This is a genomic window from Bacillus sp. RC242 (genome assembly GCF_044908245.1).
Classification (GTDB): Bacteria; Bacillota; Bacilli; order Bacillales; family Bacillaceae_G; genus Bacillus_A; species Bacillus_A mycoides.
Map to the genome: position 1 here is coordinate 38,446 of NZ_JBIYCZ010000016.1, position 24,533 is coordinate 62,978.

At 35.4% G+C, this 24,533-nt stretch carries 26 protein-coding genes and 1 pseudogene; 22 read left to right on the plus strand and 5 right to left on the minus strand.

The features are described from left to right. Positions 1–50 precede the first annotated feature (50 nt). The 3 genes from ABH957_RS24000 (at position 51) to ABH957_RS24010 (ending at position 3,513) form a co-directional block, all read left to right on the plus strand. Positions 51–611, plus strand: a complete 561-nt coding sequence (locus tag ABH957_RS24000) for a nitroreductase family protein (protein ID WP_002087479.1) — start codon at positions 51–53, stop codon at positions 609–611. A 117-nt stretch (positions 612–728) separates the two neighbouring features. Next, positions 729–2,144: a stage V sporulation protein SpoVR gene (gene spoVR / locus ABH957_RS24005; RefSeq protein ID WP_404512346.1), complete on the plus strand. Its 1,416-nt coding sequence runs from the start codon at positions 729–731 to the stop codon at positions 2,142–2,144. Between the two features lie 106 nt (positions 2,145–2,250). Beyond that, on the plus strand, positions 2,251–3,513 hold the full coding sequence (locus tag ABH957_RS24010; protein WP_404512348.1) for a neutral/alkaline non-lysosomal ceramidase N-terminal domain-containing protein: 1,263 nt from the start codon (positions 2,251–2,253) through the stop codon (positions 3,511–3,513). A gap of 128 nt (positions 3,514–3,641) precedes the next feature. Here ABH957_RS24010 and ABH957_RS24015 read toward each other — a convergent pair whose 3' ends face one another. Next, positions 3,642–4,115 (minus strand): MarR family winged helix-turn-helix transcriptional regulator, encoded by a 474-nt coding sequence (locus ABH957_RS24015; RefSeq protein ID WP_404512350.1) that lies wholly within the window; start codon positions 4,113–4,115, stop codon positions 3,642–3,644. A gap of 152 nt (positions 4,116–4,267) precedes the next feature. On the opposite strand from ABH957_RS24015, the gene ABH957_RS24020 reads away from it, so the two are divergent. From ABH957_RS24020 to ABH957_RS24070, 11 genes and pseudogenes are all read left to right on the plus strand, one after another. Further along, the gene (locus ABH957_RS24020; protein ID WP_404512352.1) at positions 4,268–4,852 is read left to right on the plus strand and encodes a DUF3238 domain-containing protein; all 585 of its coding nucleotides are present in this window, start codon (positions 4,268–4,270) and stop codon (positions 4,850–4,852) included. Positions 4,853–4,988: 136 nt separating this feature from the next. Further along, the gene (locus tag ABH957_RS24025) at positions 4,989–5,573 is read left to right on the plus strand and encodes a DUF3238 domain-containing protein (protein WP_404512354.1); all 585 of its coding nucleotides are present in this window, start codon (positions 4,989–4,991) and stop codon (positions 5,571–5,573) included. A 354-nt stretch (positions 5,574–5,927) separates the two neighbouring features. Then, a pseudogene (locus ABH957_RS24030) lies at positions 5,928–6,389 on the plus strand (DUF2606 family protein); the annotation flags it as partial. 7 nt (positions 6,390–6,396) lie between these two features. Beyond that, a complete protein-coding gene (locus tag ABH957_RS24035; RefSeq protein WP_219917220.1) occupies positions 6,397–6,786 on the plus strand; it encodes a DUF2606 family protein in 390 nt (129 codons plus the stop codon). Positions 6,787–6,965: 179 nt separating this feature from the next. Continuing rightward, complete coding sequence (locus ABH957_RS24040; RefSeq protein WP_000456201.1) at positions 6,966–7,229, plus strand: metal-sensitive transcriptional regulator; 264 nt, start codon at positions 6,966–6,968, stop codon at positions 7,227–7,229. A gap of 88 nt (positions 7,230–7,317) precedes the next feature. Beyond that, entirely contained in the window at positions 7,318–7,878 is a 561-nt protein-coding gene (locus ABH957_RS24045; protein ID WP_404512356.1) for a sulfurtransferase TusA family protein, read from the plus strand. Between the two features lie 38 nt (positions 7,879–7,916). Further along, the gene (locus ABH957_RS24050) at positions 7,917–9,053 is read left to right on the plus strand and encodes an MBL fold metallo-hydrolase (protein ID WP_404446075.1); all 1,137 of its coding nucleotides are present in this window, start codon (positions 7,917–7,919) and stop codon (positions 9,051–9,053) included. A gap of 21 nt (positions 9,054–9,074) precedes the next feature. Continuing rightward, positions 9,075–9,305: a sulfurtransferase TusA family protein gene (locus ABH957_RS24055; RefSeq protein ID WP_002134528.1), complete on the plus strand. Its 231-nt coding sequence runs from the start codon at positions 9,075–9,077 to the stop codon at positions 9,303–9,305. A 38-nt stretch (positions 9,306–9,343) separates the two neighbouring features. Continuing rightward, positions 9,344–9,703, plus strand: a complete 360-nt coding sequence (locus ABH957_RS24060; protein WP_404512358.1) for a rhodanese-like domain-containing protein — start codon at positions 9,344–9,346, stop codon at positions 9,701–9,703. An 89-nt stretch (positions 9,704–9,792) separates the two neighbouring features. After that, a complete protein-coding gene (locus ABH957_RS24065) occupies positions 9,793–10,272 on the plus strand; it encodes a DsrE/DsrF/DrsH-like family protein (RefSeq protein WP_404512360.1) in 480 nt (159 codons plus the stop codon). Between the two features lie 33 nt (positions 10,273–10,305). Next, on the plus strand, positions 10,306–11,079 hold the full coding sequence (locus ABH957_RS24070) for a sulfite exporter TauE/SafE family protein (protein WP_002186718.1): 774 nt from the start codon (positions 10,306–10,308) through the stop codon (positions 11,077–11,079). A gap of 33 nt (positions 11,080–11,112) precedes the next feature. Here ABH957_RS24070 and ABH957_RS24075 read toward each other — a convergent pair whose 3' ends face one another. Both ABH957_RS24075 and ABH957_RS24080 read right to left on the minus strand, forming a co-directional pair. Beyond that, entirely contained in the window at positions 11,113–11,553 is a 441-nt protein-coding gene (locus ABH957_RS24075; protein WP_002029912.1) for a hypothetical protein, read from the minus strand. A 148-nt stretch (positions 11,554–11,701) separates the two neighbouring features. Further along, entirely contained in the window at positions 11,702–12,904 is a 1,203-nt protein-coding gene (locus tag ABH957_RS24080) for an LCP family protein (protein ID WP_404455439.1), read from the minus strand. 314 nt (positions 12,905–13,218) lie between these two features. On the opposite strand from ABH957_RS24080, the gene ABH957_RS24085 reads away from it, so the two are divergent. Next, positions 13,219–14,217: a YhdH/YhfP family quinone oxidoreductase gene (locus ABH957_RS24085; RefSeq protein ID WP_404512362.1), complete on the plus strand. Its 999-nt coding sequence runs from the start codon at positions 13,219–13,221 to the stop codon at positions 14,215–14,217. A gap of 36 nt (positions 14,218–14,253) precedes the next feature. On the opposite strand, the gene ABH957_RS24090 is transcribed toward ABH957_RS24085, so the two are convergent. Both ABH957_RS24090 and ABH957_RS24095 read right to left on the minus strand, forming a co-directional pair. Next, positions 14,254–15,909, minus strand: a complete 1,656-nt coding sequence (locus ABH957_RS24090) for a Na/Pi cotransporter family protein (protein ID WP_404446091.1) — start codon at positions 15,907–15,909, stop codon at positions 14,254–14,256. A 373-nt stretch (positions 15,910–16,282) separates the two neighbouring features. Further along, entirely contained in the window at positions 16,283–17,485 is a 1,203-nt protein-coding gene (locus ABH957_RS24095) for an MFS transporter (RefSeq protein WP_201051277.1), read from the minus strand. Between the two features lie 473 nt (positions 17,486–17,958). Between ABH957_RS24095 and ABH957_RS24100 the strand changes: the two genes are divergently transcribed. From ABH957_RS24100 to ABH957_RS24130, 7 genes are all read left to right on the plus strand, one after another. Continuing rightward, positions 17,959–19,047 (plus strand): DUF871 domain-containing protein, encoded by a 1,089-nt coding sequence (locus ABH957_RS24100; RefSeq protein ID WP_113768969.1) that lies wholly within the window; start codon positions 17,959–17,961, stop codon positions 19,045–19,047. Between the two features lie 78 nt (positions 19,048–19,125). After that, positions 19,126–21,066 (plus strand): BglG family transcription antiterminator, encoded by a 1,941-nt coding sequence (locus ABH957_RS24105; RefSeq protein WP_404512364.1) that lies wholly within the window; start codon positions 19,126–19,128, stop codon positions 21,064–21,066. Between the two features lie 110 nt (positions 21,067–21,176). Then, positions 21,177–21,497, plus strand: coding sequence for a PTS lactose/cellobiose transporter subunit IIA (locus tag ABH957_RS24110; RefSeq protein ID WP_002087442.1), 321 nt, complete (start codon positions 21,177–21,179; stop codon positions 21,495–21,497). A gap of 1 nt (position 21,498) precedes the next feature. Continuing rightward, positions 21,499–21,804, plus strand: coding sequence for a PTS sugar transporter subunit IIB (locus tag ABH957_RS24115; protein WP_002087440.1), 306 nt, complete (start codon positions 21,499–21,501; stop codon positions 21,802–21,804). Positions 21,805–21,881: 77 nt separating this feature from the next. Continuing rightward, a complete protein-coding gene (locus tag ABH957_RS24120) occupies positions 21,882–23,192 on the plus strand; it encodes a PTS sugar transporter subunit IIC (RefSeq protein WP_001013048.1) in 1,311 nt (436 codons plus the stop codon). Then, positions 23,168–23,446 carry a hypothetical protein gene (locus ABH957_RS24125; RefSeq protein WP_002087437.1) on the plus strand — a complete coding sequence of 93 codons (279 nt, stop codon included), beginning with the start codon at positions 23,168–23,170 and terminating at the stop codon, positions 23,444–23,446. Before ABH957_RS24120 ends, ABH957_RS24125 begins: the two co-directional genes overlap by 25 nt. After that, complete coding sequence (locus ABH957_RS24130) at positions 23,436–24,521, plus strand: DUF871 domain-containing protein (protein ID WP_404512366.1); 1,086 nt, start codon at positions 23,436–23,438, stop codon at positions 24,519–24,521. The genes ABH957_RS24125 and ABH957_RS24130 overlap by 11 nt, the downstream gene beginning before the upstream one ends. The last annotated feature ends 12 nt before the right edge of the window (positions 24,522–24,533 follow it).

The following is a 24,533-nucleotide window of genomic DNA, read 5'->3' on the forward strand; positions in this document are numbered from 1 at the left end:
ATATCAATGACGGATTTATACATATAGATAAAAATAAGGGAGAGAAAAATATGACTACATATACTTCCATCGCAAACGTTATTAAAGAAAGACGTTCTGTTCGTACATTTACAGATAAAGCAGTAGAAAAAGAGCTATTAATTGAACTATTAAACGACGCAACATGGGCACCGAATCATAAACACCGTGAACCATGGAATTGTAAATTATACATTGGAGAAGGCCGTCAGAAATTAGTGGACGCAGTACTAAACTCTTTCACAGAAGAAGAAAGAGCGAAACGCGGCAAAATTTTATCTGATCGTTTCTTAAGCACACCTGCACAAATCGTTGTTTACATTAATGAAGATCCGCGTCAAATTCAACGTGACGAAGATTACGCTGCAACATGTGCATTTATGCAAAACTTCCAATTACTTGCTTGGGAACGCGGCTTAGGGTGCGTTTGGAAATCAGGTGGATTAAACTACAATCCACTATTTATAGAAGGAATCGGTTTAACACGAGGCCAGCGCATCATTGGAATTCTTCATATCGGCTATTTCGATAAAGCACCAGAAGGAAAAGCTCGTACACCGATTACGGAGAAGATGGAGATCATTGAAGGTTAATTAGAAAGAGGCATTCTCGTTTTTTTAGAGGGTGTCTTTTTATTATGCAATCAATCCTCATGAAAGCTTGTTCCTCATCATACACTTTCTTAAGGGAAAGTGTAAGGAGGGAAAATAATGAGAGCAAGTGATGATAAAGCACTACAATATGCGATTGCTGAAATTACGGAAATTGCGACTGGATTTGGTCTTGATTTTTATCCGATGCGCTATGAAGTATGTCCAGCGGAAATTATCTATACATTTGGTGCATATGGGATGCCGACGAGGTTTTCGCATTGGAGTTTTGGAAAGCAATTTTTCAGAATGAAATTACAATACGATTTAGGACTTAGTAAAATTTATGAACTCGTTATTAACTCTAATCCATGTTACGCCTTTTTATTAGATACGAATTCTTTAATTCAAAATAAATTAATCGTGGCGCACGTTTTAGCACATTGTGATTTCTTCAAAAATAATATTCGTTTTTCTAATACGAAACGCGATATGGTGGAGAGTATGGCAGCGACAGCAGATCGTGTGAAGGCGTATGAACATAAGTATGGAAGAGAAGAGGTAGAAACATTTTTAGATGCCGTACTTGCCATTCAAGAACATATTGATCCATCGCTTATGCGTCCGAAACTTGCATGGAGTATTGAAGATTTAGAAGAGGATGTAGAAAAGAAAAAGATATCACAGTACGATGATTTATGGAATTTAGATGATCGAAACAAAAAGAGAGAACGACCTAATCTGCATAAAAAGAAGAAAATCCCACCGCAGCCAGAAAAAGATTTACTCCTCTTTATTGAAGAATATGGCCGTGAGCTAGAAGAGTGGCAGCGCGACATATTAACGATGATGCGTGAAGAAATGTTATACTTCTGGCCACAGCTTGAAACGAAGATTATGAATGAAGGTTGGGCTTCCTTCTGGCATCAACGCATACTTCGTGAAATGGATTTAACATCTGGTGAAGCAATTGAATTTGCGAAATTAAATGCAGGTGTCGTACAGCCATCAAAAACAAGTATTAATCCATACTACCTCGGTATTAAAATGTTCGAAGATATTGAAGAGCGCTATAACAACCCGACAGAAGAAATGAAACGACGCGGTGTGAAACCTGGTTCTGGTCGTGACAAAATCTTTGAAGTACGGGAAATTGAATGGGATGTATCGTTCCTAAGAAACTATTTAAATAAAAAACTTGTAATGAGAGAAGATATGTACTTATTCCAGCGCCAAGGAAAAGAATATAAAGTAATTGATAAAGAATGGGAGCATGTACGCGATCAACTCGTAAATATGCGCACAAATGGAGGTTTCCCGTACTTAGTAGTAGAAGATGGAGACTACTTAAAGAATGGGGAATTGTACATTAAACATAGCTATGAAGGAATTGAGTTAGATTTAAAATACTTAGAAAAAGTATTACCGTATCTTCATCAGCTATGGGGAAGAACAGTGCATATGGAGTCGATGGTGGAGAGTAAGGGCGTTGTGTTTTCTTATGATGGGAAGATGGTGCATCGGAAGTATGTGTGATGAAAAGAACGGACATAGAATTTCTTGTCCGTTCTTTTTATTTTGAAAATGGTAAATATGCTATTCTTGAAGAAAGGGAGTTACATATAGAAATGGAGCGATTCAAGTGAGCAAAGTAGGGGTATGTCAGGTGGATATTACGCCGCCTTTAGGTATTGATTTTATTGGATACCATAGAGATACAGGAATTAATAATATTGAAGAGCACATTTACGGGACAATCTTTGTATTTGAAAAAGATGAAGTGAAGACTGTATTTATAAGTATTGATAACATTGGAATGTTAGTAGAAGATACGAATATTATTCGTGAACGAGTAGCTAGTGAGCTTCATGTACCATTTGAGCAAATAACTGTCGTTTATACACATACTCATTCTGGTCCGGAAACAGTCGGTGATCATCCTTTAATAAAGTCGTATAAAACGATTTTACTAAATAATGTAGTGCAGGGTGCTATTACTGCGAATAATAATATGCGGTCATGTGAAGTTGGGTGGGATGTTACGACAGGTGATATTGGAGTAAACCGAAGAGAGAGGACACCTGATGGAAAAGCAAAGATGGGCATAAATATAGAGGGTATTGTAGATAAAAGAATTGGTGTTTTAGCAATGAGAAATGCTGAGTCAAAGGAGTTAGCTGGGGTCATTGTATTTTGTACTGCTCATCCGAATGTTTTAAAAGGGGATAGCGATGTATTATCAGCAGATTATCCTGGAATGACGCGAGAGATTCTGGAGAAAATAGTAAACTGTCCTGTTATTATTGTTCAAGGTGCCACTGGAAATGTGAATGCGAAGTATCGTGGTTCACAGGAAGCATTAAAACAAATGGCTTACGTACTCAGTGGACATGTGTTAACGATATTACCAACAGTTACATATAGACCAATTGTAAATCTAAGAACTATTTCGAGTACGATGCAAATGAAATTAAAGGATATTCCAGAAATTGAAGAGATAAAAAGAATGGCCCAATTAGCTGAGAAGCAGTGGGGTGTGAATACTGAAGAATGGCTTACTATCGTTTTAGAAAAGCATAGGAGAAACATTCAGCAAGTAAGTATTGATTTAGAAATTCAATTGTTTCAAATTAATGATGGGATATTCTCTGGAATACCGATGGAACCTTTTTCAGAAACCGCTTTAGAAATGAAAGAGAGTGTTCAAAATGAACTAGCTTTCTTTGGTGGCTATACGAGTGGATATATTGGTTACTTACCGACAAAAGAGGAGTATGCATATGGTGGGTATGAAGTGGAATTAAATCCTGTTGTGTATGGGCCGGTTACAAATTTGTTGATGCCGCCAGAGGAGAATACGGCAGAGCTGATCGTGCAGAGAGTTACGGAATTATATAATGTATAAAATATGGGTATCCCATATATTTAAAACAAAATTTAAAGGAATCAATGATTTTAATAAAGCTGTAAAAAACGAATCCATTTTGAAAAAGAATAATCAAAATGGATTCGTTTTTTATATGGAGTTTTTGTTTACCAAACAGGTCGTATGCTCGGTGATAATTTTCCTGTATTTTCTTTAGTAACGAATGTTGTTAAATCCTCTTTAAGCATTTGCATTCGTTCTGCACCTATGTTTGCAATCCATCGTTGTTCTATTTCAGCTACTATTTCTTCTTTTGCTTTCATTACTGCTAAACCACGCTCGGTTAAAACAACAATTTTACCTCTTTTATCAGTAGGATGCGTTTGGCGCGTGACATAACCACTGTTCTCAAGAGAATCTACCATTTTACTTATGGCTTGTTTTGAAACCCCTAAAGATTCAGCTAGTTCTATACCGGTTGCTCCATTAGGAAGGATGCGTTTGAACATAAAACCATGCGCTGGCCTAATATCTTCAAATCCCAATTCACTTAATTTGTCGTGTAGTTCAGTAATTAATGTACTGAAGGATAGTGATAAAAGTGAAGTAAGATCTAGTTCGTTAAGTGTTTGATGAGTCATGTATATAACCTCCTTGCTTATAGTCAATTAAATTGACTATAAGTAGAATCTATTGTACTATACAGGGTATAGTCAATCAAATTGACTATATAATGGTAATAGAACAAATAATGATTTATCTAAATAAAATCAATGAATTATGGAGGTTTCACATGGTTAATATCGTTAAAATTAGAGGGAGTGTATTTGCACCGTATGCTTTGCTGAAACCTATTCAGGATCCTGCGATGGGAAGAGTGTTTGAATATGCCGGAGATGCACGTGAATTTACACCATACGCTGTGAACACAAAGCGTTCAAGATTAGAACAAGAAGTGGTTGTTGATTTTTATAAAAGAGAAATTTTCACATATGCAGATGCTTGTATCGTTACTGTGAAAATTACAAATCCAGATGGCTCAATTGAGTATCAAAAAGGAGAAACAAGTACAGAAAACATTGCATGTACAAATATTGTATGGAGTGAAGATGAAGTTTCATTTGAAATGAGAGCAAGTGCAAGTAATCCGTTAAACGCGGCAGCACCTGCAGCTGATTATTTTTTGACTATACGAGTTAATGATAGTGGTACTGTGCATGTTGAAGGTTTACAGGATGGTTTTCCTTGCTATGAATTTTATAAACAAATCGACTTTGGTTCATTTGAATTAATATATACACATGATTTCAGGAAAACGGATGATACCCCAGCAGCACTAGCTGGAGAAATGGAATATAGCTTTAAAACGAAAATCTAGATATAAATATAGCGCTATTTTTTAGAAGGAAGTAGCAAACGTAAAAGAGAAAGCTATTGGTTCTAGGATTGAAATTGTGGTCTATTTTATTCAATAGTATGCAGTATATAAAATTAGAATTACAGGGGTGTTTCTTATGACGAATATCTTTAAAATTAGAGCCAGTGTATTTATTCCAATGTCTTGGACGGAACCGAGTAAGGATGTACAAACAGGAAGAGTAATCCAATTCGAAGGTGATTCACGTGAATTTACACCACGTGCGGTAAATACTATGCGCTCTAGAGTTGAGCAAGAGGTAGTAGTAGATTTTTATAAAGAAGAAGTGTTTTCATATGCAAACACGGGTATTACGACAGAGAAGATTACAAATCCAGATGGTTCTGTGAATAAAAGAACAGGAAAAGCGAGTACTGAAAATATTGTGTGTACTCATATTGCATGGAATTCTGATGGTGTCCAATTCAAAATGAGTGCCAGTGCAAGTAATCCATTAAATATATATGCACCTCCTGTGGATTATTTATTAACTGTATGTGTTAAAAAGGATGGTAGTATCGATATTCAAGGAGAGCATGATGGATTCCCTTGTTATGAATTTTATAAACAAGTAGATTTTGGTTCATTTGAGCAAATTTATACACATGATTTTAGAGAAACTGGTGATACAGCTGAAGCTTTAGGTGGAGAGATGGATTATAGTTTTACAAAGAGATTATAGGAGGTAGGATAATAAAACGGTTGATTCTTTCTTTCGTAAATGAAATGAATTTTTTGTAGTAGATATATTGTATTAGTCATAGTATCCCCCGCCGAGTATTAGCCATCACCAATTGGGCATTTACGGGAAGTTGATCTCCCACCTAACTCCTTTTCTTTACAGCCGAATCCTTGGAAGAACTAAGCTTTTTTAACTCAAAGTAAAGAATGTAAATAATTTCATTGTTTTGTTAAGTTAATATAATTAATAATGATAATCATTATTAATTATATTGACTTTTAAGAAAAGAAAAATTAGAATTTATAAAGGGGATCCTCAATTGTTCGCTATCATTTATATAGGAGGTAAGTTAAAGTGTATAGCTTTATTTCTATAAGATGTAGATTGGCTCTTTACAGTTTTGGTGTTCTCTTTATCTTTTTTTATATGGTATTTTGGGTGAATCAGAAGGTATATGCAGAAGATGTACCTTGGACATCAGTTTCGAATGAGGGAGAAAGAGTACTTTTTCAAGAACAATCTTTGTATAGTAATGATCTAAGAGGAGAAGATCTTGTTTCGCCTTCGTTTGAAGGGCGTAAACATGGTAGGGAAGATTGGGGATATTTATTGGAAAATACTAAGTTAAATTATTCACCTAATATTCTTACCTATTCTGTTATAGGAATAGATGATCGAATACGGGTCAATGATACAACTTCATATCCGTATAGCGCTATAGTCCATGTAGCAACTCAGTATAATAATGGAGAAATTTATGGGTGTACAGGAGCACTAATTAGTAAAGATACAGTGCTTACAGCTGGAAATCGGATAACAGACGATGTTTTTAATAATATTAAAAAATGGTCTGAATAAATATAGTAAGTATATTGGGATTTTGTTTTGTATATTGGTCATAATCTTGATGTCTAGTTGTATAGCAAATAATGAGGAGAATGCTAGTAAGGTTGGTAATCCTATAACTTTCTATGTTCAGAATAAAGAGAAACAACCGATAAAAGATTTTGAAATTATGCTTATAAAAGATGAATCACCTGGGCCTAGCAAAGAAATCGTAATTTCGATAGGGAAGACTAATCAAGAAGGAAAATTCATTTGGAAGACTCCCAGAAAAGGGAAGTATATAATTTTACTGCCGAATAATGAGAAAAAGGCGATTGTGATTAATGATAGAAATATAGCTGAATTAATAACGATTAACGTAAATTAATGAATAAGGATAGGCCGAAACCCGCCATATGGTTGATTCGGTCTATTTTTATCTGGTTAGAAAGTATAAATTATAGGCTTAAAATTAAAAACTTTACAATATACCCTAAAGGGTATATGATATTATACAAAGTTACAAAGTAATGTATAATATAGTTATAATTACGGAGGTGGTCTACAGTGGAATATAATCAAGATATGAAAAATAGATTGAAACGTATTGAAGGTCAAGTTCGTGGTGTGCTTCGCATGATGGAAGAGGGAAAAGATTGCCGAGATGTTATTACACAGTTAACTGCATCCCGTTCTGCACTTGATCGTACAATTGGACTCGTTGTTGGAACAAATTTAGAGCAATGTTTACGTGAGCAGTTTGAGACAGGTAATGGCTCAAATGAAGAGTTAATCAAAGAAGCTGTTCAATTACTTGTAAAAAGCAGATAATCTGTCAAACGTATGTGTTGACAGATTTTCAAAAATATTTCATTATACCCCTACAGGTATACGTATAATAATTAGGGAGGAAATGATTATGAGTATAAAAGTTGATACGAGTTTAGACTGTAAAGGCTTGGCCTGCCCGATGCCAATTGTGAAGACAAAAAAGGCGATGGAAGGATTGGCATCAGGGCAAGTTATTGAAATAGAGGCGACAGATAAAGGTTCTACGCTAGATATTCAAAGTTGGTCAAATAAAGTAGGGCATCAATATATTGGAACGAAACAAGAGGGAGATATATTAAAGCATTATGTAAGAAAAGCACACGAACATGAAGTAAATGAAGTTGTGAAGTATCCTCATACAATTACGAATGCGGAATTGCAAGATCTATTATTAAGTGGTGAAGAGTGTACTGTATTAGATGTTCGTGAAGCGGCGGAATTTGCCTTTGGTCATATTCCATCTGCCATTTTGGTTCCATTAGGTGAAATAGATAGTGCTAGGTTAGATCATGTAAAGTTAATTTATGTTGTTTGCCGAACTGGTAACCGTAGTGATATAGCGTGCCAAATGTTGAAAGAGAAAGGTTATTCAAATGTGAAGAATGTCATTCCAGGTATGTTAGAGTGGCAAGGGAATGTGGGGAAATAAAATTTTTTAAATAAAAACATACCTATGGGGGTAATTGGATGAGTGTTAAGATATTACAAGCAAAAGAGGTCGCCGAGAAAGTTTTATTCGGAGAGTTGTTTATTTTAGACGTTCGGAATGAAACGGACTATGAAGATTGGAAAATTGAAGGGAAACAAGTTTCTTCTATAAATAAACCGTATTTTGACTTATTAGATGGTGTAGATCATATTGTAGATGAATTGCCGAGGGAGAAAGAAATTTTAGTCGTATGTGCGAAAGAAGGTTCTTCGCAGTTTGTCGCAGAGCAATTGTTACATGCCGGATTCAATGATGTTTATTATTTAGCTGGTGGTATGAAAGCTTGGAGTGAATATGTAAAGCCGTTAAAAGTAGGAGATGTACAGGGCGGAGGAAGTGTATATCAATTTAACCGTCTTGGAAAAGGCTGTTTATCTTATATGATCGTCTCAAACGGTGAAGCAGCAGTTATTGATGCAGTCAGAACGGTTGAAGCATATGAAGATTTTGCGGAAGAGTATGGTGTTACTATTACGAATGTCATGGATACACATTTACATGCAGACCATATTTCTGGAGGACGTAGGTTAGCTGAAAAAGTAGGTGGTACGTATTGGTTACCTCCAAAAGATGCGGAGGAAGTCGTTTTCTCATATAAACCGCTTGTCGAAGGATCTGTTATTACGGTGGGGGGTACCAAAATTGAAATTGACGCATTATACTCACCGGGGCATACGATTGGAAGTACATCATTTATTGTAGATGATTCCTATTTATTATCAGGCGATATTTTATTTGTAGATTCAATCGGGCGTCCAGATCTTGCTGGGAAGGCTGAAGATTGGGTGAGTGATTTACGAAATACGTTATATAAACTTTATAAGGAACTGTCTCAAGATTTAATTGTTTTACCGGCTCATTATTCAAAAATAAGTGAAATGGACGACAGAGGCATTGTGAGTGCGCATTTACAAGATTTATTTAAGGAGAATGTAGGGTTAAATATTGTTGATGAGGGAGAGTTTCGTAAAACTGTGACAGAGAACTTACCGCCTCAGCCGAATGCTTATGAAGAAATTCGTCAAACGAATATGGGTAAGATTTATCCGAGTGTGGAAGAAGAGCGTGAAATGGAGATTGGCCCAAATCGTTGTGCAGTTCATGATTCATTATAAAATAACAAACTGGAGGAATAGATGATGAATGTAAAACAAGTATTAGATGCGAAGGGTTTAGCATGTCCAATGCCGATTGTAAGAACGAAGAGAGCGATGGATGCTTTACAATCTGGAGAAGTGTTAGAAGTACATGTAACGGATAAAGGATCAGTAAAAGATATTCCAGCATGGTCAAAAACAGGCGGTCATGAAATAGTAAAGCATAATATAGAAGACGATGTGTTGAAGTTTTGGATTAAGAAGGCGTAGTGAAGAACTAGTTTTGTAAAGGCGGAGAGGTTGTTTTTATGAATACAATATTAAGTACGCTTTTCATTGTAATTGCTGCATGGCTTGTTATTTCACGTTTTTTACCGGTGAAAGGTGCTCAAAATATAAATGGAAAAGAATTAAAGAGTATAGTGGGGAAAAAGGGAAAACAATTTATCGATGTTCGTACAGCTGGAGAATATAGAGGAAATCATATGAAAGGATTTCAGAATATCCCACTAAATGAGTTAGCTAGTAAAGTAAATCAGTTAGATAAAAATAAGGAAGTAATTGTTATTTGTCAGAGTGGGATGAGAAGTAAGCAAGCAGCAAAAGTATTAAAGAAATTAGGATTTCAGCGCATTATAAATGTTTCAGGCGGTATGAACGTTTTGTAAGGGGAAAAGTAGCATTAGGTGTAGCTAGATGATTTGAGCCTTTTTACAAATTTTAAAATACCCCTATAGGTAATTAGGAGGAGAACAACATGGAACAACAGAAGAAAACAACAATCGTTTTATTTAGCGGAGATTATGATAAAGCAATGGCTGCTTATATTATTGCAAATGGTTCAGCGGCGTACGATCATGAAGTGACTATTTTTCATACTTTCTGGGGTTTAAATGCCCTTAGGAAAGATGAGCATGTGAAAGTAAAGAAAACGTTTATAGAGAAAGTGTTTGGAAAAATGATGCCGCGCGGCGCTGATAAGATGGGATTATCAAAAATGAATTTTGCTGGTATGGGGCCAAAGATGATTAAAGGCATTATGAAGAAGCATAATGCGATGCCTTTGCCAGATTTAATTGATATGGCGAAAGAACAGGGAGTTAAGCTTGTAGCTTGTCAAATGACAGTAGATTTATTAGGGTTAAAAGAGGAAGAGATTATGGAAGGGGTAGAGTTTGCAGGAGTAGGTGCATATTTAGCAGATGCTTCGGATGGGAATGTGAATTTATTTATTTAAATCACCTTCTTTTTAGAAGGCGGGGGATACAATATGAGTTTAACAGTACTACTTTTTATTATTGGGTTTATAGGCTCGTTTATTTCAGGAATGGTTGGGATTGGCGGTGCAATTATTAATTATCCGATGATCTTATACATTCCAGTATTGCTAGGATTTGCTGGATATACATCACATGAAGTGAGTGGTATTACAGCGATTCAAGTGTTTTTTGCAACTTTTGCAGGCGCGTGGGCGTACAGGAAAAGTAACGATATGGATAAAACTTTAGTTGTGTATATGGGAGCTAGTATATTAATAGGAAGCTTTGTAGGTAGCTTTAGTGCGAATCTATTAAATGAGCATGCTGTAAACGTTGTTTACACATTACTAGCTACTATTGCGGCTATTATGATGTTTATACCGAAGCGAAGCAATCGTAAGAGGACAGAAGGAATTACGTACAATAAGTGGCTCGCTAGTTTGCTAGCGTTTATTGTAGGAAGTGTTTCCGGCATTATTGGGGCTGGTGGTGCATTTCTTTTAGTACCGATTATGCTAGTTGTTTTAAAACTACCGATACGTACAACAATAGCAACATCTATCGCTATTACTTTTATTTCCTCGATAGGAATTACTACTGGGAAAGTGATTACTGGACAAATAGTTGTTATTCCGGCTCTTATCGTTGCGATAGCAAGTTTATTTGCCGCTCCTCTTGGAGTGAGAGTAGGGAAGAGAGTGAATCAAAAAGTTTTGCAATACGTATTGTCTACTTTAATTGTAGGAACCGCGATAAAGATGTGGGTTGATATGATATCGAAATAAAAAGATGGTGCTCTTGTAGCACCATCTTTTTATTTACGCCCAAATAACTTTCATTAAGTTCTTATATTCATCGTTTGCCAGTTTATATAGCATTCTCGTATGTTCAAAGACAAGTGCGGGATTAAAGTTTGGTTCTGAGAATGCAAGAGATGTTGAAATATCAATTGCATTTTGTTTGTTTAGCGTGAATTTTGCAAATCGATAAGATGTGTTTAATTCATTGATGACATGTAAAATATCATTTGTTGATGTTGAATCAGGTACAAGAGCAACATTGAAGCAGTATATATCCACAGCAGGATGTTCGCTTTGGAAAGCAGCGATAAGTTGAATTTTTGCGCCAGCTTCTGTTTCTAATCCTACTGAAAAATGTACCGAACCATCATTTTCATCTATATTTTCTTCCATGTATATATCGTTTGATTTTAAGTACTCTTTAAAATCTGAAATGTTATGTTTTACTGCAGCTTTCATATGCGTGGGCCCCCTGATAATTGGAATAGATTACTACTATTTATTATAATTTAAAAATATTAAAAAAGATAGTTGGAAAGTTCTGATTTTTTATTTTGAAAGCATTAAAAAGAAGCAGTGCTCTACCTCCATAGAGCACTGCTTCACTTTATTCATTGTCATTAGACGATGTTTCTGTATCTTCACTGTTATTCTTATTTTGAGTTTCATCGTTACTTGATTCGCGTTCACTCGTATTTTCAGACGTAGATGCTTTTGTTTTCTCTGAGCTTGTTTTTTTCGAATCAGAATCAGATTTTGTATAGGCAGGTAGTCCAAGGTGACTACGAAGTTCGTTTGTAACATTAGCTAATTCTTTTTTATCTGGATTGTAGTAGTAAGTTCGACCACCACCAGCTGACTTACTACATGTATCATCACCTTTTGCCATGTAACAATCTTCACCTTGAAGTTGTAATTTCTCAATTTCCGAATCCGATCCATATTTATAGAATGAAAGCATGTCATCGAATGTTAAGTTTGTAACGAATTGTCCGTTAATATCATCAATGATGTTTCCAACTTTTGTTACGGATCCAGCGCTTGTTAGTTTCTTTAAAATTGATTCAATAACAAGTTGCTGACGTTGTCCACGCATCGCATCACTATCAATGTGCCTTGTTCTAGCAAGAGCAAGAGCTTCTTCACTATTTAACTTTTGAACACCTTTTTTCAGGTGAATTGCTTCGGCGTTATCATTACTATCTTGTTCAGTAAACTCAACTGGTACGTCAACTTCAATGCCGCCTAAATCATCAACGATTTTCATGAATGATTTAAAGTTGAATTTTACAAAGTAATCGACGGGAACATTCATTAATTTTTCAACTGCATCAATACTAGCTTGTGGTCCACCATCTTTTCCGTTTTTAGTAGAACCGAATGCATGAGCGTGTGTAATTTTATCTTTTTTCTTTTCTACTGGAATATAAGTATACGTGTCACGTGGAATACTTAATAGCTTTACAGTTTTGCTATCTTTATTAAACGTTGCAAGTAATAGTGCATCCGTTCTTATAGCTTCACCATATTCTTTCCCACGGACATCGCTTTCATCAACACCCATTATTAAGACAGAGACGTTATTTGTAATAGGTTTTACAGCTTTAGCACGTAAATCAGACTTATCACCGCGTGCTAAATCGTGAGCGGCGTTTCGAACAGCAGAAGATGCTTTATTTACTAAAAACCATGTATAACCGCCACCTATTATTAAAACTAATAGAATAACGCTTATAATAATTTTTGTTTTTTTCTTACTATTTTTCGGTTTAGTTCGTGTATTTTCTTGTAAAGATGGGTTTTGCTCCATTTCTTGTACTCCTTCATTTGGATTGAAATACGACACTCATATCCACTTATTATAATGAAATTTAGCGAAAAAAAACATTACAAATCATTTACATTTCGTAAAAATTCAATTTATTTATAAAAAGTTAGATTTTCTATATTTTATTTTTGAGATGTAGAATAAGTATAAGTTGTTTTAGTAGAAATGAAAATATGTAATGTGAGAAAGTGATAGAGAAGTAAGATTTGTTGAAATATAGCCAAGAAGATGTGATTAGCTGTATATGTACTTCTTATATAATAAAGAAGGATTTTACGGATGAAGGAGAGAGCGTAATGAATTATACACCATTCCGAGCAATTGTCGTGAAAGAAAAGGAAAATAATCAATTTGAAAGAAAGCTTGTTGAGAGAGAAGTAAATGGTTTACCTGAAGGAGACGTATTAATACGTGTTCATTATTCTTCATTAAATTATAAAGATGCCCTTTCAGCTACTGGTAATAAAGGTGTAACGAGAACATATCCTCATACACCTGGCATAGATGCAGCAGGGGAGGTAGTTAGTAGTGAAAATAACGCCTTTCAGGAAGGCGATCAAGTTATTGTAACTGGATATGATTTAGGTATGAATACTTCTGGTGGTTTCGGAGAATATATTCGCGTGCTATCATCTTGGGTTGTTCCTTTACCGAAAGAAATGTCTTTGAAGGAAAGTATGATGTACGGGACAGCCGGTTTTACAGCTGCCTTATCGGTATATAAGCTCATTAGAGCGGGAATTACGCCTAGTATGGGAGATGTTTTAGTAACGGGTGCTACGGGCGGAGTAGGCAGTGTAGCAGTTAGTATTTTAGGGAAGCTAGGATATAGCGTAGTAGGGGCAACAGGGAAAATGGAAGAGAAAGAGATGCTGCTACGTTTAGGTGCAAGAAAGATGATTCGCCGCGAGGAGTTGAGTGATGAATCAGGAAGACCGATGCTTAAAGGAATATACGCTGGGGTTGTCGATACCGTAGGCGGAAGCATGTTAGAAAGTTCTTTAAAGGTAGTTAAGTATGGAGGCTGTGTAACAACGTGTGGGAACGTAGCAGGGCACGAATTAAATACAACTGTATACCCATTCATATTACGAGGGATTAGCCTTTTAGGAATAGATTCAGTTCAATGTCCAGTAGATACGAGAAGAGAAGTGTGGGCATTGCTAGCAGGTGAGTGGAAAAATTCAGAGCTATTATCTTATACAGAAGAATGTACATTAAAAGAATTAGATGAGAAGTTTACACTTATACTGCAAGGAAAGTTAAAAGGAAGAACGGTTGTAAAGATGAAATGAAAAAAGAGACGCTTACATTAGCGTCTCTTTTTCTAATTATAATGATTGTTTTACTGCTAGTTTACCTTGCTCGCCTAAAACACCATCAGCAATATTTACAGCGTGATCACCGATACGCTCTAAGTTACTTACCATATCAACGAAGATGATACTTGCATCACCTGAACAGCTACGTTCGTTCAGACGTAATACGTGACGTTTACGTAGAACACGTTCCATTTGGTCAATTTTACGTTCTTTTGCAATAACCGTTTGTGCTAGTTCAGTATCGAAGTTTGTTAAAGCATTGATTGCATCTTGTAATGTTGAAATTGTTAATTCAAGCATTTCATTTAATTCAGCTAGTGCTTCATCTGATAGTGAAACGCGGTTTGAAATTTGGAAATCTACAAGTTCTACAAGGTTTTCTACATGATCACCGACACGTTCAATATCTCCAACAACACCTGCTAAAACTGAATGTTTTTCAGAGTCTGTAGGTGAAAGTGGTTTTTCTGATAGTAAAACTAAATACTCGATAATTTTTTTATCTAAATTGTTAATAGCTCCTTCTAATTGAGTAGCCATGTTAGCGTGTTTTTTGTCTTGTGTATTTAAAAATTGATTAGCTTCTTTTAGTCCATCTAATGAAAACTCAGCCATACGAATAATTTCTTTTTGAGCTTCTGTTAAAGCAATCGCTGGAGATTGCTCAATAAAGATTGGATTTAAATGCTGTGGTTTGAAGTTAATAGATGCATCTTCACCACGAATAAGTTTTGTTACAATCCATGCTAATACTGCAATGAATGGGAACTGAATGATTGTATTCGTTACGTTAAACGTCCCGTGTGCAAATGCAATTGTCATTTCTGGATTTAAGTTTAATGACGTTTGGAAATATTGAATTAAACTTGTAAATGGTATTAATATAATCGTAAAGATAATGGTACCGATAATATTAAAGATAACGTGAACTAATGCTGCACGTCTTGCTGCAATTGAAGTACCGATTGCTGCTAATACGGCTGTAATTGTCGTACCGATGTTATCACCGAACAATACAGGAAGAGCAGCTTGTAAATCAATAGCACCTTGACCGAATAGTTCTTGTAAAATACCGATTGTCGCACTTGAACTTTGTACAATTAAAGTGAAGACTGTACCAACAACAATTCCTAAAATTGGATTATCACTCATGCTAACCATTAATTCTTGGAATGACTCTAAAGAACGAAGAGGCTTCATACCTGCGCTCATTAATTCTAAACCGAAGAATAACATACCAAACCCAAATACGACTTGACCTAAAGACTGTACTTTTTTATTTTTAAAGAAGAATAGTAAGATTGCTCCAACTGCCATAACTGGGAGAGCGTATTCTCCGATTTTAATCCCGATAATAAATGCAGTAACTGTCGTTCCGATGTTCGCACCCATAATAACACCGATTGCTTGTCTTAATGTCATAAATCCAGCACTTACAAGTCCGACTGTTAAAGCGGTTGTTCCTGAACTTGATTGAATTAATACTGTAACTAACATACCTGCTAGTACACCCATAAGAGGGTTTGTTGTAAAACGATCTAGAATATCGCGAAGACGATCTCCAGCTGCTTGTTGCAGTCCATCGCCCATGTATTTAATCCCGAATAAGAAAATACCTAATCCACCAATGAACTGGAAGATCATATCTTGAATATTGTATTCCACGCATTCCACTCCTTAAATTTCATGTACGATGTAATTATTAACTAAACCTTGAGGCACTGTAAACGGTTTATCAGTAAAATTTACACTAAATTTACAAAGGGATAAAAAGTTTACAAATCTTTAAAGAAACACCTGGTTTTAATTGGTTTTCAACTTTTGTAAATGGTATTTTTGTAAAGGAGTCACACTTTTTAGAATAATATTTTTCGATTACATATGAAAAAAAGCGTCTGCGAGTTCATCGTATATTTTTTGATGAAAGTTAAAAAAATATGTAGGGAAATGCCTGTAGTTTTATACCATCGAAAAATGGGGAATGTTTAACGTGTATTGATTAGTATGAGGTTATTGTGGGATGAAAAAAGCCACTGAATTATCCAGCAGCTTTTTCTGTATTTTTATCTCTATGCTTTTGTTTTCTTATACTTGTAATATAAATGAACAAGAAAGCAATAAGTAATAAAGAGGAATATCGATATACAGTTGCATAGTTGGTAAAGTGTGCAATGAATCCAAAAATAATCGCTCCAGCACCAATTCCAAGATCAAATGCTGAGAAGAATGTTGCTGTTGCTACTCCTCTCCGGTGCGGTGCTACTCGGTCAATCATCCATGCTTGTAGTGCCGGTTGAATTGCTCCGAAACCACTGCCGTAGCACGCTGCGGCAATAATTAAACTCGGAATTGTAGTTGTATACGACAGCAAGATAATACCTGTAAACGTAATAATAACTCCTGGAATGATGACGAATGTATGGCCTTTCGTATCATATAATCTTCCAGAAAACGGACGAGTTACAGCGATTGCAAGTGCGTTAAATAAAAAGAAGAGACTGATATCAGCAATCCCGACTTCTGTAGCAAATAATGTGATAAAGCTCCCAATTCCCCCGTACATTAATGTAATACATAATATTAATAATGAAGGAAGTAAAGCTTTACGCTCAATAAATCCATCGAGAAAGGTACCAGATGTTTGCTGTGGTGGTTGCGGCGATTTTTTGATTTGAAGTAGTTTCGTTAATATTAATGAAACTATTGTGCATGAAAGTGCACATAAAAAAAGAATCGTGAAGTTATATGCTTGCATAAGCCAAAGTCCAATAAGCGGACCGAGCGCCATGGCAATAGTTCCAGAAAGACCGAAGTATCCCATGCCTTCACCGCGGCGAGCTTGCGGAATTAAATCTGAAACGACAGTTCCGTATGTAGTCGTTGTAATACCAAAACCAGCTCCGTGTAAAATTCGAACGGCAAGCAATAGGAAAACGGTTGAAGCGAAAAGGTAACTGCCCATAGCGAGTAAACAAATAGCGGTACCGATCATTAAAATGATTTTTTTGTTGAATTTCTGCAAGGCATTTCCAGTTAGCGGCCTAATAAAAAGTGCTGCAACGGTAAACATGCCGACAACGAATCCGATATTTGAACTTGTGCCTCCAATTTCTTTCACATAAACAGGTAAAGTTGGAATTAACATTTGAAATCCTAAAAACATACATAAGTTTGCTAGAATTAGCGCAATAAACTCTTTTGTCCATAACGGTTCTCGTTTTACGAGTACTGCCTCTCCCATATATTCATCCCCTATATAAAAGTTTTCCCGCGTTAACGGGCAGTAAGACTCTCACCTCAAAATTTGGTTGGAGCAAAGAAGTTAGGTGGGAGCCATGCTGTCCGTAAACGCCCGATTGGTGAAGGCTAATAATCAGTGGGGGATGAACAAAACCCCGCACTGATTAAAGTTTCACTTTATCTCTGTTCTTTCGAGTATATGTATTGGTCAACATAACAGTCAAGGAAGGTGTCTTGAAAGCGGATAACAATTTTTTAGGTGAAAAACTGACAAATTTGTGGAAAGACTACACAACTATGAAAAAAAGATGTAAAGTATAGATGTATAGACTAGTAGTTGTTATGAATGATAGAAATTGTTTTTTCTTTAAAGAAAGCGGATTCAAATTGTAGTGGAAGAAAAGGGGATACATACTTTTTCGCTACGTATATTTGAAAAGGTTTACAATATGATGAAGAAAGAGGCGTGTACATATGAGACGATTAGGTATTTCTATTTATCCAGAACATTCGACAGTAGAGAAAGATAAAGAGTATGTAACATTAGCGAGTAAATACGGATTTACACGTGTATTCACATGTTTATTATCTGTAGATGGCGAAAAAGAGAAAATTATAGAAGAGTTTAAAGAAACGATCTCTCATGCAAATGCATTAGGGTTCCAAGTATTAGTTGATATTAGTCCGTCTGTCTTTACACAATTAGGTATTTCATATAATGATTTATCGTTCTTCCATGAGTTAGGAGCGTACGGTATCCGTTTAGATGTTGGATTTTCTGGTTTAGAAGAATCGATTATGACTTACAATCCATACGGCTTAAAAATTGAAATTAATATGAGTAACGGTACGAAATATGTAGATAACATTATGAGCCATAGACCAAATCGTGAAAATTTAATTGGTTGCCATAATTTTTATCCACATCGTTATTCAGGATTATCATACGATCATTTCATTAAATGCTCGAAACAATTTAAAGATTACGGTATGAGAACGGCTGCTTTTATTTCATCATTTGATGCAACATACGGACCTTGGCCAGTAACAGAAGGGTTATGTACGTTAGAGCAGCATCGCGAATTACCGATGACAACACAGGCGAAGCATTTGTTTGCAACAGAATTAATTGATGATGTTATTATTGCGAATGCTTATGCTTCAGAAGAAGAATTACAAGCACTAGGTGCGTTAAATAAAGAGAAACAAACATTTGATATAGAACTATACGATACAACAACAGATTTAGAAAGAATTATCGTATTAGAAGAACCTCATTTTTATCGCGGGGATGTATCTGAATATATGATTCGTTCTACACAAAGTCGTGTGAAATATAAAAAAGAAGAGTTTAAACCGCATAATACGCGTGAAATTAAGCGTGGCGATCTTTTAATTGATAATGAGAAATATGGCCAATATAAAGGTGAATTGCAAATTGCTTTAAAAGATATGGTGAATACAGGAAAAACAAATGTAGTCGGCCGAATTATAGAGGAAGAAATCTTCTTATTAGATTATTTACAAGCTTGGGATAAGTTTGGATTTACGCTAAAGAAATAATGAACGCGGGATAAAAGGGAAAAAACTACTGATTTCAGTGGCTTTTTCCCTTTTATATAAAGAGCGAGAGGAAGAGCTATGACAAAAGTGCATCAGCGATTAATTTCCATTTTAGAGGAGTTTTTAGAAGAGAAATCGATGCTAAATCGAGCTTTTTTAGCGAGCCGTTTACACGTATCAACGAAGACGATTCAAAAGGATATAAAATTATTAAATGATATATTGGAAGAACACGGAGCGAAAATTGAATCACAAAGAGGGAATGGGTACGAACTAGAAATTATACAAACTAAGAAGTTTGAAGATTTTTGCGTAAATGTATTTCAAAAACAGACAGAAAAGATTCCAACTTCTTATGAAGAAAGAGTAGCTTATATTTTACACCGTATTTTAACGACAGATGGGTATGTGAAGCTTTCACAGCTAGCGGAAGAGATTTATGTGAGTAAATCTACTGTAAATTTAATTATGAAAGATGTTACAGATATTTGTAGTCGCTATGAGTTACAAATTGAAAAAAGACCATATTATGGTATACGTATTGTAGGAGAAGAATTTAATATTCGTTCTTGTTTATCACAATATGGTTTGCCGCGTTATGACCATACTCCGTTTCATGAGAACTATGAGCAGACGGACACATATTTATCGTTACCCCATATTTCTCTCATCCGCTCAGTTATACTAAAGTATATCGAGGGAGGAACGATATATTTATCAGATATAGAAATTGATAATTTATCAATTCATATTGCGATTGCTTTAAAGAGATGCAGGGATGATCATTACATTCAAGCACTGCATGTAGAGGAATCTGAACTTATAATAAAGAAAGAATATAAAATTGCGAAACAGATTTTAGGGAATTTAGGGGAAGAGCTAAAACTTCAATTTCCAGAAGAAGAAATTTTATATGTGACGATGCATTTATTAAGTACTGCTGTTACAGCGAGAGATCGCTATGAAAATGTGGAAGAGCTATTAGGGAAAGACGTATATGCATTCATGCAGCATATTCTTTTCAAAGTAGCGGAAGAACGGAATCTTACTTTTTATTACGATGAAGAATTATTATTTGGTTTTGGTGTTCATTTAAAAACGTTATTAAATCGTTTGAAATATAAGTTAAATACGCGAAATCCTCTTTTGGCAGAAGTGAAAAAAAATTATCCATATGCTTTTGAAATTGCAGTTCTCGTTGGAGATATAATTGGTGAATATACGGGTGAATCCATTCCAGAGAGTGAGATTGGTTATATTGCCATTCACTTTGGTGGGGCGATGAGCCGCTTGCAGGAAAATAATCAAAAGAAAAGATGTTTATTAGTTTGTGCAACTGGTCAAGGGAGTGCACAACTGCTGAAATATAAAATTCTATCACATTTCCGAGATAAACTAGAGATTGTAGGTATTACAGGGTACTATCAATTGAAAGTGGAAGATCTTTATAAAGATAAAATAGATTGTATTATTAGTACGATTCATATACCGAGTGGTTTGCCTGTTCCGGTTATAAAGGTAAACTCAATATTTGATGATAAAGAGATTAAATCAATTGGTAAGCAGTTATTTACACATGTGAATGATAGTATGCAGCAATATATTAAGGAAGATTTGATCTTCTTAAATCGTAGTGCTTCTACGAAAGAAGAGGTTATCCAGTTTTTATGTGAGAAAGCTGCTGAGAAAAACTATGTACCCGCAAACTTTTATGCTTCTGTTATGGAGAGAGAGAACACATCTCCTACAGCGGTTGGAAACTTAGTGGCAATTCCGCATCCGATGCAATTATTAAGCGATACGACATTTTTGATGTTTTGTACACTCGATAAGGCGATTGACTGGGGAGATAAAAAAGTACAAGTTATTATTATATTTAGTGTGAAGCGCAATAATAATGAAGATTTACAAAAGCTTTATGATTTTTTATTTGATATTATGTCTAGTCAAACTATAATAGAAAAATTGCATCAGGCTCAAGCTGTTGATGATTTTCAAGAAATCTTACTATCATTATGAAAAAGTATATTAAAACTTCCGTTACACAACGGAAGTTTTTTATGTTTAATTGTATGCGTTTTCATAATAAGATAAAAATATAGAAAAAACATAACTTGGGGGAATTTTAAATGACTGATATGCAAACTCCATTTGCGTTAATTTTACATGGTGGCAACGCGAGAAGCGCGGCGCTTGAAGCAATTGCTTTTGCAAGACAAGGAGATTTTGAGAATGCGAGTGAAAAGATGACACTTGCTAGTGAGGAAATATCATCCGCTCATCGTATTCAAACGGATTTAATTCAAGAAGAAGCAAGAGGAAATCATGCAGAAATAAGTTTATTATTAGTGCATGCACAAGATCATTTAATGAATGCCATTACAGTGAAAGAACTTGCTGAAGAATTTATTACTCTTCATAAACGAGTGGAAGAGAAAGTGACAGTATAAGATGTACATTTTATTATGTTGCGCGGCAGGTATGTCAACGAGTATGGTTGTAAGAAAAATGCAAGAAGAGGCAAAGAAACAAGGGAAGGATTATAAAATTAAAGCAGTTGATTCAGAACTTGTGAAACTGGAAATAAAAAATGCTGATGTTGTTTTAATTGGACCACAGGTGAAGTATTTGTTTCCAGCAGTAGAGTTTCTTGCGAAATCATACGATATACCAGTTGCAATTATAGAACAACGAGATTATGGCATGTGTGATGGTTTGAAAGTACTTAAGCAAGCTGAACAATTAGTTTTAGCGTAATTATATTTTTTTAAATATAAACATTATAATGTTATAACTTTTAAATTTCGCCACATTGAACATAGGGAGGGTTATCGATGAATGGTTTTATGAGTTTTATGGAACAGAAGATTATGCCGACAACGCAAAAGATTGCGGGGCAACGACATTTATTAGCAATTCGAAATGGAGTTATTTCTACATTACCGTTAACGATTGTCGGGTCATTTTTCGTTATCTTTTTAAACTTACCAATTGATGCATATATGGAGTGGATTGCACCGTTTCGCCATATTTTAGATATTCCATTCCGATTTACAGTAGGATTAATGGCATTATACGCAGCGTTTGGGGTAGGGGCTTCACTCGCGAACTTTTATCAGCTCAATCAATTAAGTGCAGGATTATTATCTGTACTCGCCTTTTTACTAGCATCAGTTGAACCAATTCAAATAACAAAAGCTGTACCAGGTGTTATTGATGCAGGTAGATATATTTCAGTAGGAACATTAAGTGCAACTTCTTTATTCGGAGCAATTGTTACAGCATTAATTGCAGTAGAAATTTATCACTTTATGATTAAGCATAATATTTCGATTAAATTACCAGATAGTGTACCACCAGCAGTTGCAAACTCGTTTGCAGCATTAATTCCAACTTTAGTAGTTATTCTTTTATTCTGGGGTATTCGTTACGGTTTGAAATTTGATGTAAACACAACAATCACATATTTAATCGCACCATTAAAATCAGTATTAGTAGGAAATAATTTATTCGGTGGTTTATTAACAGTATTCCTAATTGTATTCTTCTGGTCGTTCGGTATACATGGCCCAGCGATTTTAGGACCAATCATTCGTCCGATGTGGGATTCAGCAATTCTTGAAAATATGGAAGTATTTACGGCTACAGGAAATGCACATCAGTTACCAAACTTATTTACAGAGCAATTTATTCAATGGTTCGTATGGATCGGTGGATCAGGCTCAACGTTAGCTTTAGTTATTATGTTTATGTTCTCTAAATCTAAGTTCTTAAAAGAGTTAGGTAGATTATCATTCGTACCAGGATTATTCAATATTAACGAGCCAATTATTTTCGGGGCACCAATTGTAATGAATCCAATCTTAATTATTCCGTTCGTTATTACACCGTTAGTTACAACGACGGTATCATATTTCGCAGTTGTTTCAGGTATGATTCCGCTCATGATGGCGAAGCTGCCATTTACGATGTTAGCGCCAATTGCAGCGATTATTAGTACGGACTGGACAATTATGGCCGGTGTACTTGTACTTGTTAACTTTGTTATCTCATTCGTTATTTACTATCCATTCTTCAAAATGTATGAGAAACAACAATTAGCAGGAGAGGAGAAAACAGAATGCTCGGAGCAATTATCATCTTAATTACATTCGTGGCGGGGCAGTGTATTGCACATTATTCAAAGTGGGTACAAAGTAAATCGCTATTAGTTTTACTACTTGTGTCGATATTATTTATTGGATGTTCAATGGGAGCTTATGTGGCATTTAGTTTAGAATCACCGTACTTTATCATCGTACCAACGATTTTATGTGCAACATGTTTATCTGCAAAATATAGATTTACGAGCATGGCATTAATACAACGTGTGAAGGAGATGCAAAAGCATGGAGCGTAAATTAGGAATTTCACTTTATCCAGAGCATTCAACGAAAGAACAAGATATGGCATACATTTCGGCAGCGGCACGCCACGGTTTTTCAAGAATATTCACATGTTTACTGTCTGTTAATCGTCCAAAAGAGGAAATTGTAGTTGAATTTAAAGAAATTATTGGGCATGCAAAAGAGTATAATATGGAAGTTATTTTAGATGTAGCTCCGGCTGTATTCGATCAACTTGGTATTAGTTATAGTGATCTATCATTCTTTGCAGAGTTAGGTGCAGATGGAATTCGTTTAGATGTAGGGTTTGACGGGTTAACAGAAGCGAAAATGACGAATAATCCATATGGCTTAAAAATTGAGCTGAATGTAAGTAATGATATTGCCTATTTAGAAAATATCCTTTCGCATCAAGCGAATAAATCAGCTTTAATTGGTTGTCACAATTTTTATCCGCAAAAATTTACTGGTCTTCCGTATGATTATTTCATTCGCTGTAGTGAACGCTTTAAAAAGCATGGTATTCGCACGGCAGCATTTATTACGTCACATGCAGCTGAAATTGGTCCATGGGATATTAATGACGGATTATGTACGTTAGAACAACATCGTAACTTACCAATTGAAGTACAAGCGAAACATTTATGGGCAACAGGGCTTATTGATGATGTTATTATCGGAAATGCTTATGCGAGTGAAGAAGAGTTAGAGAAACTAGGAAACTTAAATCGTTACATGTTACAGCTAAAGGTACAATTTGTAGACGAAGCGACTGAAGTAGAGAAGAGAGCGACACTGCAAGAATTACACGTAAGACGCGGTGACATAACAGAGTATATGGTACGTTCTACAGAAGTGCGTAAAAAGTACAAAGACTATGATTTCCCAGTGCGCGAAAGTGTACGACAGAAAAGAGGGCAAGTTGTAATTGGTAATAACCTATTCGGAAAGTATAAAGGTGAACTACAAATCATCTTGAAAGAAATGCCGATAGATGAACGGAAAAATATTGTCGGTACAATTGCGGAAGAAGAACTGTTTTTACTAGATTATGTTGGGGCTTGGACACAGTTTACTTGTGTGGAATAGGGAAGGGAGGAG

Excerpts from the sequence above, each read along its gene's own strand:
- ABH957_RS24000 (WP_002087479.1), top strand. The coding sequence starts at position 51 with ATGACTACATATACTTCCATCGCAAACGTTATTAAAGAAAGACGTTCT.
- spoVR (WP_404512346.1), top strand. The coding sequence starts at position 729 with ATGAGAGCAAGTGATGATAAAGCACTACAATATGCGATTGCTGAAATT.
- ABH957_RS24015 (WP_404512350.1), bottom strand. The coding sequence starts at position 4,115 with ATGACTCATCAAACACTTAACGAACTAGATCTTACTTCACTTTTATCA.
- ABH957_RS24020 (WP_404512352.1), top strand. The coding sequence starts at position 4,268 with ATGGTTAATATCGTTAAAATTAGAGGGAGTGTATTTGCACCGTATGCT.
- ABH957_RS24025 (WP_404512354.1), top strand. The coding sequence starts at position 4,989 with ATGACGAATATCTTTAAAATTAGAGCCAGTGTATTTATTCCAATGTCT.
- ABH957_RS24035 (WP_219917220.1), top strand. The coding sequence starts at position 6,397 with ATGTTTTTAATAATATTAAAAAATGGTCTGAATAAATATAGTAAGTAT.
- ABH957_RS24045 (WP_404512356.1), top strand. The coding sequence starts at position 7,318 with ATGAGTATAAAAGTTGATACGAGTTTAGACTGTAAAGGCTTGGCCTGC.
- ABH957_RS24050 (WP_404446075.1), top strand. The coding sequence starts at position 7,917 with ATGAGTGTTAAGATATTACAAGCAAAAGAGGTCGCCGAGAAAGTTTTA.
- ABH957_RS24055 (WP_002134528.1), top strand. The coding sequence starts at position 9,075 with ATGATGAATGTAAAACAAGTATTAGATGCGAAGGGTTTAGCATGTCCA.
- ABH957_RS24060 (WP_404512358.1), top strand. The coding sequence starts at position 9,344 with ATGAATACAATATTAAGTACGCTTTTCATTGTAATTGCTGCATGGCTT.
- ABH957_RS24065 (WP_404512360.1), top strand. The coding sequence starts at position 9,793 with ATGGAACAACAGAAGAAAACAACAATCGTTTTATTTAGCGGAGATTAT.
- ABH957_RS24070 (WP_002186718.1), top strand. The coding sequence starts at position 10,306 with ATGAGTTTAACAGTACTACTTTTTATTATTGGGTTTATAGGCTCGTTT.
- ABH957_RS24075 (WP_002029912.1), bottom strand. The coding sequence starts at position 11,553 with ATGAAAGCTGCAGTAAAACATAACATTTCAGATTTTAAAGAGTACTTA.
- ABH957_RS24080 (WP_404455439.1), bottom strand. The coding sequence starts at position 12,904 with ATGGAGCAAAACCCATCTTTACAAGAAAATACACGAACTAAACCGAAA.
- ABH957_RS24085 (WP_404512362.1), top strand. The coding sequence starts at position 13,219 with ATGAATTATACACCATTCCGAGCAATTGTCGTGAAAGAAAAGGAAAAT.
- ABH957_RS24095 (WP_201051277.1), bottom strand. The coding sequence starts at position 17,485 with ATGGGAGAGGCAGTACTCGTAAAACGAGAACCGTTATGGACAAAAGAG.
- ABH957_RS24100 (WP_113768969.1), top strand. The coding sequence starts at position 17,959 with ATGAGACGATTAGGTATTTCTATTTATCCAGAACATTCGACAGTAGAG.
- ABH957_RS24105 (WP_404512364.1), top strand. The coding sequence starts at position 19,126 with ATGACAAAAGTGCATCAGCGATTAATTTCCATTTTAGAGGAGTTTTTA.
- ABH957_RS24110 (WP_002087442.1), top strand. The coding sequence starts at position 21,177 with ATGACTGATATGCAAACTCCATTTGCGTTAATTTTACATGGTGGCAAC.
- ABH957_RS24115 (WP_002087440.1), top strand. The coding sequence starts at position 21,499 with ATGTACATTTTATTATGTTGCGCGGCAGGTATGTCAACGAGTATGGTT.
- ABH957_RS24120 (WP_001013048.1), top strand. The coding sequence starts at position 21,882 with ATGAATGGTTTTATGAGTTTTATGGAACAGAAGATTATGCCGACAACG.
- ABH957_RS24125 (WP_002087437.1), top strand. The coding sequence starts at position 23,168 with ATGCTCGGAGCAATTATCATCTTAATTACATTCGTGGCGGGGCAGTGT.
- ABH957_RS24130 (WP_404512366.1), top strand. The coding sequence starts at position 23,436 with ATGGAGCGTAAATTAGGAATTTCACTTTATCCAGAGCATTCAACGAAA.